Here is a 12,261-nt window from a genome sequence, read left to right as displayed (position 1 = left end):
ATTAGAGTTGTCTTCCGATGACATTCAAGGTTCTGAGGACCAGTGCCACGCCGCGGCGGGTGTCCGTTTCGCGTAGGAGCGACAGCAACCCATAGAGGTTGGGAGGTACCGCCTCTGCTGCAGTCTCGGCGGTGGCCATGCGTAGCGCATTGCCCAGACTCCAGGTGACGACGGTGGTGCTCTCGAACAACCGGGCGAGTTTTTCCACAGTCGCCAGGTCAAGCAGGTCGACGGTGTCGGAGATCAGTGACAGCAGGTCGACCAGGTTATCCAAGCGTCCACCATCCAGAAGTGGTTTCAGTTTTTCCAGTAAGGCCTCGATCCCAGAATTGTGGTCTAGCGAGTCGGTATTAACATCTGCACTCTTTGCAGGTGACTCATTGAGGACATCCATGTGTATTTACTCCTCCCTGTGCAGCTCAAAGCATTCCGCGAGCCACAGCCCAGTAAAGGCCGCGGTTGAATCCATTGCGCAGAAGGCCACCAAGTTTACTTGGCGGGGTCGGCATCACGTCGTGGGCATAGTCGTACCAAAGTGGCATCCCAGCATTTAGGCCCATCTGCGCCACAGCTTGGACGCGCCCGTCATACACTGCATTGGGGCTACCCAAGCGGATTTCAGAGGCAATATTGTTGGCGATCACCGGCGCCTGGTTGTGGCAAGCCCCACCCGCCTTACTGACGGGTAGATCGACCGTGTCGCCGATCACATAAACGCCTTCGAGCCCGTAGACCTGTAACGTCTCATGATGAGTCGGCAGCCAACCTTCATTGTTCTGAGCCTGTGAAACGCCGGACTCAAGCACCACGTCAACTGCACGAATCGGCGGAGTCGCCATCAGAATGTCGAACGGCTGTTCATCCCCCTCTTCCGAGTAAGCCATTCGTTGTTCCGGGTCGACTCTGCTCAGTGTGAAGCCCCGTTGAAAGCGAATATTCTTCTGCTCGAAGATCCCCGGCAAAATCTCGCCGATGGGTCGTTGCAGGAATAAACAATTGCGCAACAACTGGGCAGTGGTGGGATAGGTGTAAATGATTTCTACCTTGTCCCGGACGCCGCGACGACGAAGGAAGTCATCAAGCATCAACGTGGTTTCGATGGGAGCGATGCCGCACTGATGCGGTACATTGGGGGTCTGGGGAAAAGAAACCGTGACAAAAATTCGACCTTTTTTAATGGTGCTTAACCGTTGAGCCAGTTGTCGTGCTGGTTCGTATTGGTAGAAGTGGTCACCGGCCTCCTTGAGTCCTTCGATACGTTCCGGAGCAGGTACACAACCGGTGGCGATCACCAGAAAATCATAGCTATGACGCTTGCCACTAAGGGTTCTTAGCTCTTGCCTGGCGAAGTCAAAACGAATCACTTCGTCGACTTGAAAATCTATTTCCGGACGCAACAATGAGCGCTCTGGACGTTTGAGTTCCTCCTGAAAAAAAAGATTGAACGCAACGTACATGAAAGCAGGCTTGTAGAAGTGCTCCTCAGAGTTGGAGAGCAGGACGATCTGCAGCTCCCCCCGCAGAATTTCAGGGTAGAGCTTGGTGACTAATTGATTGGCCAGCATCGTACCGCCCATGCCACCGCCGACAATGATTATCCGCGTCTGCATGTTCCACCCTCCATGGTGTATGCAATATCCATTCGACATGAAGGTAGTCGAGAACGGCGGGCGGCAAGGACGAAGTGGCGATAACAAAAAACTCATTATTCGCCAAGTGAATATGCTCTTTACAAGACGCCAGAAATTGTCCTTGATTTCTTAAGTAATGGGCGACCGATTTTGACTGTTAGCTGCCTTTCTCGAACCATAGCAATTGGTTGAAAGCGGACGTTCAACAATTTCGTCTGCTTGGCCAAGTACCCCCTACCCTTGCCATAGCCTGGGCCGCCGGGCTTTTTCATGCTCTCCAGAAACTACAAAGCCCGCATCAGCGGGCTTGGATGAGTGAGCATTCACGCTGTCAGCTCAAACGCTTTACAGCCTGCAAGGTGTAACTCAGCGGCAGTCGCCAGGGTTTTTCGTTCAGACGCCACTCACCGTCATCCTGGGAGAAGGTCATCTGATCGGGTATGGCGGGCCAGGGAACGCTTTGATGTTCGACCAGGCCAGTAATGTCCAAACCATGCGCCAGTAGTGCCGTGATGATTTCCCCAAGGCCGTGGTTCCACTGATGGGTAACCGAGGCCTTTAGCGGCTTATCGACTTCGGTTTCGACGTAAGTATTGGCATCGTCCCAGACCAAAGGTTCTTTGCGTTCGAAATACGGCAGCTCGATGCATAGCGGTGATGCTTCGTTGGTTTCGTCGATCGACCACAGCATCGGATGGCCCTCGCGGATGAACAAACGGCCGCCGGGATTGAGCAGTTCGCTGACATTGCGTGCCCAAGCGTCAATATCGGGTAGCCAGCAGAGGGCGCCGATGCCGGTGTACACCAGATCGAAGCTGTTTTTAGGCAGCACCTGAGAAGCCTTGTATACATCAGACTCGACGAACTGAATGCTTGCCCCTGCGCGTTTACTCAGCTCTCGGGCCTGTTCCAATGACGCTGGGGAAAAGTCCAGCCCGATGACATCTGCACCCTTACGGGCCAACGACAAGGTGTCGGTACCTATGTGACATTGCAGATGCACTGTGCGCAAACCCTTGATGTCACCCAGCAGCGGCAGATCGAAACGAACGACATCGGAAATATAGTCTGGATTGTCGACAAAATTCTGAGCCGCATAATCCTTTGAAGCCGCGTGCAGAGGCGCGCGCTCGTCCCAGTTGGCTTGGTTAAGGTGAAGGTAGTCACTCATGGGCCGGACTCCTGTCTGTCATTGTAAGGTGGGCCGCAGACTAGCGCAGAGGATTCAAGCGGGTCTTTAGGAAATGTGTAAGCACACCAGCCACCCGAAACCGGGCGGCTTCGGTAGATGACTTGTCCAGACGCTTACGGTACATCATCCATTTATGCCACAGCACAGCGTAGGACGCCGCCAGATGCAAAAAGCCCGGCGCGGGGCTGGGCTACTCCAAGGACAGCTTTCGGCCATTAGTAGCCATAGCTCGGCTTAAAGAAACTGCGCAATGTTCGTCATCGCCCGCTCTATATACATGTCCTTTTCTCCCACCGGGGCTACGTAATAAAGCGCACTGCGTGCGGCCTCTACACCCACTAGACGCGAAATAAACCAGGTGGCCAGATACTGCGACGACAGGCAACCGCCTGCGGTTGCGACATTGCCCTTGGCCACGAATGGCTGATTGAGTACCGACACTCCGGCCTCTTCAACCCAAGGTTTGGTGATCAGATCCGTGCAGGCCGGAACGTCGTCAAGCAGACCGAGCTTTGCAAGTATGAGTGTGCCCGAGCATTGGGCGCCCAGAAGTTGGCGAGTCGGGTCGAGCTTCAGTCTAGACATAAGTGCATCGTCCGCGACGACATCCCGCGTCAATCGCCCACTACCCACCAGCACTGCATCAGCGCCGCAAGCGTCCTCTAAAGACACCTGCGCCTCGATCCTCAAGCCGTTCATCGATAGCACCTTGTCCGCAGGACTGGCGATAGACACTCGCCAACCAGGCTGTTGAACCCGGTTGAGAACGCCGAACGCAATGAGCGAATCGAGTTCGTTGAAACCTTCGAAAGTAAGAATAGCAATGTGCATATTGAACCTCACGCCAGAGAAGTCGTGAGGCCAATCGTATAATCGACAAGCCAATACATTCAAAAAATTGTAATGAATACACTCAGCTAACTATGGCGACTTCGCCGCCATTCGGATCGAATCTTGAGCGTCACCTTTAGGTCGAAAGCGGACGTCCCCAATTTCGTCTGCCTGGTCAAGCACCCCCTACCCTTACTACATCCCGCAACGCCTTGCAGGAGATTCACATGCTGCTCTCTTTGGTTTGGCGGGACTGTAGCACTGAGGGGAGATGCAAAAAGCCCAATGCCACAGGACTAATCCTTATAAGCGTTCCACAGTTGGTCCGCCAGATGACGTCGTCACTACATCACTCCGGTAGCGAACAAAGCCGCGCTTGGCGTCACCAGCATACCCGGCCTTGATAAATAGCCGGTGCGCATCAGTACGATGCGTCGAACTCAAAAGCATGATCTTAGAGCAGCCCGCAGCCATGCAGAACTTCTCGACGCCCGCGAGCATAGCCTCACCAATTCCTCTCTTCCGGTACTGAGTGTCGACGACCAGGTTCTCCACAACGGCGAAGGGCTGCAATCCGTACATCACGTCTGCGCAAAGATTCACCAGCACAGTACCTGCCACCATCTGATCAGTTTCACAAATCAGTAAAGCGGCGTGGCCATCTGCAAGCATTTTTATGCCCTGCTCCGTAACCTCGACTTTAGAGTCGCTCAGCAATTGGGTGTAGAGCTCCTGAATCCGGAGGGCGTCAGATGGAAGCGCATGGCGTAATAACACAGAAACTCCGATTGGCTAAGACAAGGTCTGGGCAATTTTCGACCACAGACTCTTTCAGCGGAGTTACAAAATGATGAAGCCAATCGTGCGATAGTTTCGATTCCTCCCCCCTTGCCTACCTAACCACTTTGCTAAGCATCGAGATGCAAAAAGCCCAGCTCGGGGCTGGGCTATTTCTTACTGCTGACGAACATCCAGAATTGTCGCGCCTGGATATTTGGCGAGAATTTTCCGCTCAGCCTCCCGCTGATCCACTCCGTTCTGAAGCACGTTGCTCATTCCAGAACCGTTGCTTGCTTTCAACTTGAACACGAATGTCTTCACTGCTGCCACATTGCGACTCCTTCGCTTTGATTGAGATCCAACGATAGCACTTGACCTGTCCAGGCATCAGTGTGGATGGAATGCGGAGGCTCGACTCACTGAGCGCAGACACTCACGACGCCAGATATCTTGTCTGATGGCGACTGCCACGTACGGAAGAAGTGGTACCGAACCAGGGCCCCGGCCCCTTTCGGATCAACGTCAGCCAGATGCCATGGGTTCTCAGGATTTGGCGCTATCACCGTGTACCGGTCGCCTGAAGTCTGCAAGATGCCTCCGAGACTACCGCCGACCAAATCAGTCGCCTGCCATCCATCTCGAATGCACTCGGCAACAGCCTTAGGCGAATGAGGCGAGTCAATTTCAAGCAATGCCGGATTTTTCCGGATGTCGCTAACGCTTGAACACCCCGCCAGCAACGCCACCAAAGAGGAAAAGACCGCCATCAGGCTTGATTTTCGTAATGAAATTAGCGCTGTCATTTATCTCTTACCTTCAAGCATAACGAAAACCACTTTTCTTTAAATTCTCTTACTGCGCTTTTTTGGTCTTCTGCAGTACGGAATGCCGATGTGCTGTACGCATCTTTGACGATCACCGCCCCTAGCGCAGCAAGATCGGATTCGCCTCCTGAGATGACCTTCATCATTTCGGCCATAGGCATTTCGTCCTGACGCTTCTTCATGATAGATCCGGCCATTTCAGAAAGAGTTGTGCAGTGGCTCAGAGCCTCATCGGACGGCTTCGCCGCCAACGCCACATTGGTGGACAGTGTCAACACAGCCAATGTCATCCCTGCTATCACAATCCGCATGTCGTTCCCTCTTTGGTTTGGCGGGACTGTAGCACTGAGGGGAAATGCAAAAAGCCCATAGATGGTATTCGATGACGATAGCTATGGATTCCCTCACAATTAGGTTGACGTGCCTCGCAACGCTTTGAACACCAAACTTGGCGCTTTACCAGGGACATCATCCAACTGTCCGTAGGGTTGCATGCCGATCTTCTCTAGCACCCGGATAGAAGCCATATGATCGGGTCTGACTAGCCCGTAAACTTCGGACAAATAAAGCTGTTCAAATGCATAGGTAAGCGCGTCTCGTCCTAGCTGGGTTGCATAACCATGACCCCACGCTTCGACCGCGAAGCGATAACCCAGATTGACACGCTGTTCAGTCAAGTAATCATGGAGGGAAATGCCACCGAACCCTATTACGTGCTCCGGCGCATCGCTCCTTGCAATAGCCCACACGCCGTATAAATGTTTGTCCCAATGCTCGATCCAACGACACAGTAAATCTTGTGCGCCTACAAGATCAGTCATTGGGCCTGCCGGGTTGAAAAGGTTGGTTTTGGGATCGCTATAAATAGTGAAAAGCCGCTGTACATCAAATGGTTGCGGCACTCTATAAATCAGGCGGTCCATCATGCTGAAACTCTCCAATGCCGATCAAAATCTACGCAGTCTTAATCGCCTACTGTGGCACGGGACTGTAGCACTGGGGGCCAGATGCAAAAAGCCCAACGCGGGGCTGGGCTATTCCAAGGAGAGCTTTCGGACACATGCGAACAGTCACTGAAGACAGAACTCGAGCGGGAGCGAGATGCGCGTTTTATCTGAAAACAAAAGGGTTTCGTTCGCCGGTCGGAGTGATGCCGATCCGTTTTTATTCCGGCAATTTGGCGATCACCTTGATCTCGAAGTCGAAGCCGGACAGCCAGGTCACGCCGATGGCGGTCACTGTCGAATAGGGCGCTTCGCCCCAGTACTCAGCCGCTACCTCCCAGATAGTTTCGAATTTCGAGTTGGGGTCAACCATGAAGATGGTTGTGTCGACCACATCGTCGAAACTACTGCCGGCCTCTGCCAGGATCGCGTTGAGGTTAGCGAAGGCCAGACGAACCTGTGCCGAGAGGTCCGGCTCCGCCGAGCCATCCTTGCGGCTGCCGACCTGGCCGGATACGAACAAAAAGCCATTGGAGCGAATCGCCGGCGAGTAACGGTGCAATTCGTACAGTGCATGGCGGTCAGGCGGGAAAACGACATCACGTTTACTGGTCATGGCATAGCTCCTTCGGGGCCATCGCGGCCTGTTGTTTAAGATGGAGCCACTGTAAAAAGTCCGCCGGCCTGGATAAACGAGCAACTCTGGTCATGATTGTTTGTAGAATCCAAACTATCCCGACCTTTTGAGGTGTGAAATGGACCGTTTCGATGCGATGCTGGCCTTCGTCCGAGTGGTGGAAACCGGCAGCTTCACCAAGGCGGCAGCCACCCTGCACATGAGCAAGACCAGCGTGACGCAACTCGTCCAGCAACTGGAGGCGAGGCTGCGCGTGCGCTTGCTCAACCGCACCACACGCAAGGTCAACATCACTGCCGATGGCGCGGCCTACTACGAGCGCGTCATCCGGCTGCTGGCCGATATGGACGATGCCGAGACCAGCTTGTCCAGTGCATCGATTGCACCACGCGGTCGATTGCGGGTGGACGTGCCCAGCCCGCTGGCGCGTACGATACTGATACCCGCCTTGCCAGGGTTCTACGCACGCTACCCGGAAATCCAGCTGACCATGGGCGTAAGCGATCGCATCATCGACATCATTGGCGAAAACATCGACTGCGTAGTACGTGGCGGTGAGATCACCGATCAGTCCTTGGTGGCAAGGCATGTCGGGGACCTCAAGCTCGGCATCTATGCTGCGCCAGACTACCTGTTGCGCTTCGGTAAGCCGGCGCATCCACGTGAGCTGGATGATGGCAGGCACACGACTGTCGGCTTTCTCTGGTCGCGTACAGGCAAAGCCTTGCCCTACACGATGCAGCGGGGTGAGGAGATCATCGAGGTCCAAGGCCGCCCGCTGTTGATTATCGACGATGGCAATGCATACCTTGCCGCAGGTCTGGCTGGCCTGGGCGTGCTTTGGCTGCCGCAGTACATGGCCAAACCGCACTTGGCCAGCGGCGAGCTGCTGCCGCTGTTTGAGGACTGGCACATGGAACCGATGCCGATGTATCTGGCATTCCCACCCAACCGTCATGTCAGCACCAAGGTGCGGGTATTTATCGACTGGGTGATAGAGTTGATGGCCGAACATGCACCAGTGGTTGCGAGGGGTTGATGCTGGAGGATCTTTCGGCCAATGCGTGCTTACGCGAACGTTAGAGTGGAAACCTTCGCCAATGTTGGCCCAACGCATTTTGCATTTATCAAAAAAGCGTGCGGTGATTTAGCCGCACTGGAGAAGGCACAGCAAAAAGCAATTGATCAGGGAGATTCAATGCTAGCCGCGAAGATTGGCGGGGTTCAATTTCGTGATATCCGGCCGAAAGCGGCATCGGAAATCGTCGACATTGGCGATGCAAGCTTGCTGCTGGGGCATAGCAAGCAGGAAATTACCAAGCGCGTTTACAGGAGGATCGGCGCTACCGCGAAGCCGTCAAAATAGAAAAGTTCTGGAACACTTCCACAATAGTTATGGAACGCCTAGATAATCTTGGCCTTACCAATTCAGCGACCAGAAACGCAAAAGCCCCGCAATCGCGGGGCTTTTGAGTAAATCTTGGCGGGAAACCAGGGATTCGAACCCTGGGAACGCTATTAACGTTCGCCGGTTTTCAAGACTGCCGAGTATTTCTTTAAAAACAACAACTTAAAATTTTATAGTTTCCGCATCTTAGCATTTATCAATGCCTTGAAAGCCGCGCAGATCAAGGGGTGCTTGTCAGGTTGCGGAAATGATTTACCCCCCTCCCCCGGCGTCCTGCCGACCGAACACAATCACCCAGAAGCACATCCGGTACTACGCTGTTTACTCTACGGAGAAACAACGATGCCAAATTCAGACCTGATCCCCTCCCTGCTTTCAAAACTCTACGAAAACCAACTGGCCCTCGAAGCCTCCATCATGGAGTTGTCAAACTGGGTGGAGCAGCGAGGCTCTGCCGATGTGGCCGAGAATGTACGCGGTGCGCTGGACACAATCGACCGCAACGAGGAATTCATCAAACTGACTCTGGCAGTCCTCATGTCGCCCGAGTGAAGTTAATCAGGTGCTGAGCGCTTTACTGAATCGCTCAGGACTCTCTGGACGCTTCACAGCAAAACCACACGGATCGCGGCCCCTCTCTCCGTCGACAGTCGAAAAGCGCAGGAACATAGGAGTCCGTTTACCTACGGATTCGAAAAGCCTATCGACTGGGAAATTTCCTACACCACCAGCAGAATCCACGCCTTTGAAGCCTTTTTAAAAGCTGAGAAAATTCCTACAACTCTTCTCCAGAGCAAGGAATAACCCCCTCTTTTGTCTCACTGAAATTCTATCTGTTCAGCCTGATCGCTTGGGCCAACTAAATACCAGGTATATACGACATGAACATATTCAAGAAAACACTTTTGACAGTGCTCGCACTTGGAGGGGCCTCCGTCACCATTTCAGCGTATGCCGATTGCACCTTTGCTCCCGGTTACTCTGCCAACACACAAGAGGCGATTAACTTCGGTAACGTGACGGTTCCACCCGCCACCCCCGTTGGCACAGTGGTAGCTTCAAAGACGTCAACATTAATTGCCAGCCGTGGTTATTTTATTACAGGGTGCACAACGTTCAACCAACATGATTGGCGCTCGCCAGGATTACCAGCGGTTTCCTACGGTGGTCAGACTCTTTATCAATCAGGCGTGCCTGGCTATGCCATTCGAATCGTCACTCCGGGAGCGGGCTCAACATCTGGCCGATTTGGTAGCGGACCATTTGACCGAATACTAACTAACATAACTTGTTCATCGGGTAGTGGAACATGGAATTATTGCGGCGGCTCATGGGGAAATGTGACATTTGAGCTAGTTAAAATAGCCCCCGACACCGGTTCTGGGCAACTATCGGCAGGGACACTTGTCAGAGCCAGCATCCGTGGCTGGCAGTATATTTATACGGCCAACCTGACGACTTCTACGATTACCACCCCCGGGTGCACCGTTACCAATACAGCCATCAATGTCCCCATGGGCGATGTAAAGCGCAGCACTTTCACAGGTATGGGCTACCAATCGACTCCGGTCCAATTCAATATCCTAATGAACTGCCAAGCTCGCACGCAGGTCAGTTACAGGATAGATGCGACCGCTGACAGTTCTGGAGTGCCGAATGTTATAGCAATCGATCCACTCTCTACAGGCACTGCTGCCAGCGGAGTGGGAATAACATTGACAGAACGCGGGACATCTGTAGCGTTGGGCACGACTATTCCATATTTAATATCCGCTGGAGGCGTGATGGTGATTCAGTTTTATGCGCGCTATTATCAAACGGCTCCGAGGGTCACTGCTGGCAAGGCTAACGCCACGGCGACCTATACCTTGACATACAACTGACTTAGCGGGCCGGCGCTGACAATACCTCGGAGGACGCCGGGATGAGCTCCCTCCCCCGGCGTCCTGCCGACCGAACACCAATCCCTACTTGCAAGCCACCGACCAAAGCTGATCCAGCCAGTAGGCTAGCTTTTGGAGAAGTACCACATCACAAAAATCACTACCAGTACCCATCCAAGAGTCAGCAGAAACGAAAGACCTGCAAGCTGCTTATCCATGTAGCCCTATCAATTAGCAATTGATCGCAATACGAACGCCCACCCCGAAAAGAGTAGTTCAGTGCACTCAGTGTGCAATTGCGCTCACATAAGCCTGGCAAGCCCGAAGCGCAATTAGTGCTTGGTCACCGCCTTCGGTGGTACCGATAGCGGAATTTTCCATCACAAATTCCAGATAACGGGATACGGTCTGGACACGTAGCCTATTCCGTGACTCCTACAACTTTGGATTCGACGCAAGAAGGTATTCGATCTGGTAGGACGGGGGCCTCTTACGAGACGCCCGCGTTCAACAGGTGATTAACCCTTTCTCAGAGTCTGCCTACGGGTTAACTGTCAGCGACGGTGCGCCCACACTCAGAGAAACCACGGTGCAGTTGCCACTTAGTGACTGGTTCGCACTGCTGAGGGTTTTGGTATTAGGATCCCAGCTAACCAGGATGGAGGTTGGGCCGCAGTTGGTGGTCGGGATCGATTGGATCTTGTAGCTGACATTGGTCATAGTGAGCCCTGTGCTACCTCTCGTGACGCTCAGAAGCCAAGGCGAACCGATGAACATAGGCACATAGATACACAGACCTCCCCCAGTCATGACTACGCGTTCGACTCTGGCCATGCCGTTAATAATATTGCCACCAAGGGTAATGCCACAGGTCACCGCAGCACCAAATGAAGAAGGTGATTTAACGATAATATAGCCGGGCTCAGTAGTGAAGGGACCTTCCGGGCTGATCGACGCTGCGCTGGACATCGAGCTGGCGACAGAGCACACCGCGAAGGCAGTTGCACAAACGAGGTTTTTCAAGATTTTCATTGTTTTTCCTCACATGTATGGCGAATCATTTCGCCGGGCAGCAAGGCTATGATCGAGAGGTCATCGTGAAACTGCAGAACTTCCCTTTCCAGCCAAGTCTCACTTCATTTGCGTACATGTTAGGTCATGCCAATTATTTCGACGGCAAATGTAGGTCAGCGCACCACGGTCCGGACATACGCCTGGCACGCCCGCAGCGCGATCAATCCTTGGTCGCCGTCGTCGGTGATGCCGATAATTCTTTGAGCATGCGCTGGGTCAAGTTGGGCTCGACGGGCTGCATGAACCACGCCGGCGGCGCTGGTGGCGGCAGGCACGTTGCAGCCACTGGCTGAATCCGTTGCGTCGAGAAGGACTGACAGCCGCACATCAGCAGTGGCAAGGCGATCACGCAGTAAAGCCTGGTTGCGTTGGGCATCGGATAATTCCTCGGTGTGTTGTTGGTCGGATTCGGTCAGGCGCTGCTCGAGGGTCAGGCGCTTGGTGGTTTCTTCCCTGACCTGTTTGGCCGCTGCCGCACTCACCTTCCCCAGCTCCTTCTCGAACTGCCCGGCCTGCTCGGCCAGCTTTTCGCCCATGCGCCAGTCCTGTACCTGCCAAGTGCCGGCGGCGCTGACGGCCACTGCCAGCAGGATCACGGCGAGAGCCTGCCCGGGCGTCATGCCAGCGCCCTTCGCACGCCTTCAGCCAGCACCGCGTCAGGGTAGGCATACCCCGCGTTCTCGTGATGGATGATCGCCTTGACGAATCCAGCCATCACCACCGGCTGGGCCAGATCGATCTCGGCGCCAGGCCGGGTGCCGGTGTTCGCTTCGACGGCACGCACGTAGGCGGCGGTGTCGTTTTCCACCGACGGCGCCCACCGGTTGATGATGGCCTTCACGGTCTTCAGGCCGTGCCTGCGCTGATAGGTCAGTAGCACCTTGCCCAGGGCGCGGATTCCGTTCTCGGCGGTGTCAAACCGGGCGAAGCGCTTCTCGATAGCGGGATCTGGCTTGAGCTGGCCTTTCCAGTCGTTGGCTGGGTTGTAATCGATGTTGCCGGGGTTGCGGTTGAGTACCCCGCGGGTTTCGGTGGTCGGCATGCTTTTCTCCAGGCA

At 54.1% G+C, this 12,261-nt stretch carries 15 protein-coding genes, 1 tRNA gene and 2 pseudogenes; 4 read left to right on the top strand and 14 right to left on the bottom strand.

Translation table 11 applies throughout. The features are described 5' to 3' along the window. Position 1: 1 nt before the first annotated feature. The 9 genes from AC07V4_RS07660 to AC07V4_RS07620 form a co-directional block, all read right to left on the bottom strand. The gene (locus tag AC07V4_RS07660) at positions 2 to 394 is read right to left on the bottom strand and encodes a helical membrane plugin domain-containing protein (protein ID WP_492635333.1); all 393 of its coding nucleotides are present in this window, start codon (positions 392 to 394) and stop codon (positions 2 to 4) included. 25 nt (positions 395 to 419) lie between these two features. After that, the gene (locus AC07V4_RS07655; protein WP_492635334.1) at positions 420 to 1,610 is read right to left on the bottom strand and encodes an NAD(P)/FAD-dependent oxidoreductase; all 1,191 of its coding nucleotides are present in this window, start codon (positions 1,608 to 1,610) and stop codon (positions 420 to 422) included. A 352-nt stretch (positions 1,611 to 1,962) separates the two neighbouring features. After that, complete coding sequence (locus tag AC07V4_RS07650; RefSeq protein WP_431751092.1) at positions 1,963 to 2,802, bottom strand: class I SAM-dependent methyltransferase; 840 nt, start codon at positions 2,800 to 2,802, stop codon at positions 1,963 to 1,965. Between the two features lie 255 nt (positions 2,803 to 3,057). After that, on the bottom strand, positions 3,058 to 3,654 hold the full coding sequence (locus AC07V4_RS07645) for a DJ-1/PfpI family protein (protein WP_492635335.1): 597 nt from the start codon (positions 3,652 to 3,654) through the stop codon (positions 3,058 to 3,060). A gap of 303 nt (positions 3,655 to 3,957) precedes the next feature. Then, positions 3,958 to 4,431, bottom strand: coding sequence for a GNAT family N-acetyltransferase (locus AC07V4_RS07640; RefSeq protein WP_492635336.1), 474 nt, complete (start codon positions 4,429 to 4,431; stop codon positions 3,958 to 3,960). 177 nt (positions 4,432 to 4,608) lie between these two features. Next, positions 4,609 to 4,764 (bottom strand): hypothetical protein, encoded by a 156-nt coding sequence (locus AC07V4_RS07635; RefSeq protein WP_492635337.1) that lies wholly within the window; start codon positions 4,762 to 4,764, stop codon positions 4,609 to 4,611. A gap of 469 nt (positions 4,765 to 5,233) precedes the next feature. Beyond that, on the bottom strand, positions 5,234 to 5,569 hold the full coding sequence (locus AC07V4_RS07630; protein ID WP_492635338.1) for a hypothetical protein: 336 nt from the start codon (positions 5,567 to 5,569) through the stop codon (positions 5,234 to 5,236). A gap of 99 nt (positions 5,570 to 5,668) precedes the next feature. Next, complete coding sequence (locus AC07V4_RS07625) at positions 5,669 to 6,184, bottom strand: GNAT family N-acetyltransferase (RefSeq protein WP_492635339.1); 516 nt, start codon at positions 6,182 to 6,184, stop codon at positions 5,669 to 5,671. 238 nt (positions 6,185 to 6,422) lie between these two features. Beyond that, entirely contained in the window at positions 6,423 to 6,818 is a 396-nt protein-coding gene (locus tag AC07V4_RS07620; protein WP_492635340.1) for a RidA family protein, read from the bottom strand. A 139-nt stretch (positions 6,819 to 6,957) separates the two neighbouring features. Here AC07V4_RS07620 and AC07V4_RS07615 point away from each other — a divergent pair, with 139 nt between their 5' ends. Both AC07V4_RS07615 and AC07V4_RS07610 read left to right on the top strand, forming a co-directional pair. Further along, positions 6,958 to 7,878: a LysR family transcriptional regulator gene (locus AC07V4_RS07615; RefSeq protein ID WP_492635341.1), complete on the top strand. Its 921-nt coding sequence runs from the start codon at positions 6,958 to 6,960 to the stop codon at positions 7,876 to 7,878. A gap of 114 nt (positions 7,879 to 7,992) precedes the next feature. Continuing rightward, positions 7,993 to 8,205, top strand: a pseudogene (locus AC07V4_RS07610) (integrase); the annotation flags it as partial. A 115-nt stretch (positions 8,206 to 8,320) separates the two neighbouring features. Here AC07V4_RS07610 and AC07V4_RS07605 read toward each other — a convergent pair. Continuing rightward, positions 8,321 to 8,428 (bottom strand) — tRNA-OTHER (locus tag AC07V4_RS07605). Between the two features lie 161 nt (positions 8,429 to 8,589). On the opposite strand from AC07V4_RS07605, the gene AC07V4_RS07600 reads away from it, so the two are divergent. After that, positions 8,590 to 8,799 (top strand): hypothetical protein, encoded by a 210-nt coding sequence (locus tag AC07V4_RS07600; RefSeq protein WP_492635342.1) that lies wholly within the window; start codon positions 8,590 to 8,592, stop codon positions 8,797 to 8,799. A gap of 51 nt (positions 8,800 to 8,850) precedes the next feature. On the opposite strand, the pseudogene AC07V4_RS07595 reads toward AC07V4_RS07600, so the two are convergent. After that, a pseudogene (locus AC07V4_RS07595) lies at positions 8,851 to 8,949 on the bottom strand (catalase); the annotation flags it as partial. Positions 8,950 to 9,128: 179 nt separating this feature from the next. Here AC07V4_RS07595 and AC07V4_RS07590 point away from each other — a divergent pair. Beyond that, the gene (locus AC07V4_RS07590) at positions 9,129 to 10,130 is read left to right on the top strand and encodes a fimbrial protein (protein ID WP_492635343.1); all 1,002 of its coding nucleotides are present in this window, start codon (positions 9,129 to 9,131) and stop codon (positions 10,128 to 10,130) included. A gap of 540 nt (positions 10,131 to 10,670) precedes the next feature. On the opposite strand, the gene praB is transcribed toward AC07V4_RS07590, so the two are convergent. The 3 genes from praB to AC07V4_RS07575 form a co-directional block, all read right to left on the bottom strand. Beyond that, positions 10,671 to 11,162 carry an alkane oxidation protein activator PraB gene (gene praB, locus AC07V4_RS07585; protein ID WP_431749252.1) on the bottom strand — a complete coding sequence of 164 codons (492 nt, stop codon included), beginning with the start codon at positions 11,160 to 11,162 and terminating at the stop codon, positions 10,671 to 10,673. Between the two features lie 155 nt (positions 11,163 to 11,317). Next, positions 11,318 to 11,824 carry a lysis system i-spanin subunit Rz gene (locus AC07V4_RS07580; protein WP_492635344.1) on the bottom strand — a complete coding sequence of 169 codons (507 nt, stop codon included), beginning with the start codon at positions 11,822 to 11,824 and terminating at the stop codon, positions 11,318 to 11,320. After that, positions 11,821 to 12,246 (bottom strand): structural protein, encoded by a 426-nt coding sequence (locus tag AC07V4_RS07575; RefSeq protein ID WP_492635705.1) that lies wholly within the window; start codon positions 12,244 to 12,246, stop codon positions 11,821 to 11,823. The genes AC07V4_RS07580 and AC07V4_RS07575 overlap by 4 nt, the downstream gene beginning before the upstream one ends. Between the last annotated feature and the right edge of the window lie 15 nt (positions 12,247 to 12,261).

The sequence above is a fragment of the Pseudomonas sp. GW821-FHT03A09 genome, assembly GCF_059421065.1.
The sequence above is the reverse complement of the archived record's forward strand: the minus strand, read 5'-3'. Positions and strand labels throughout refer to the sequence as shown.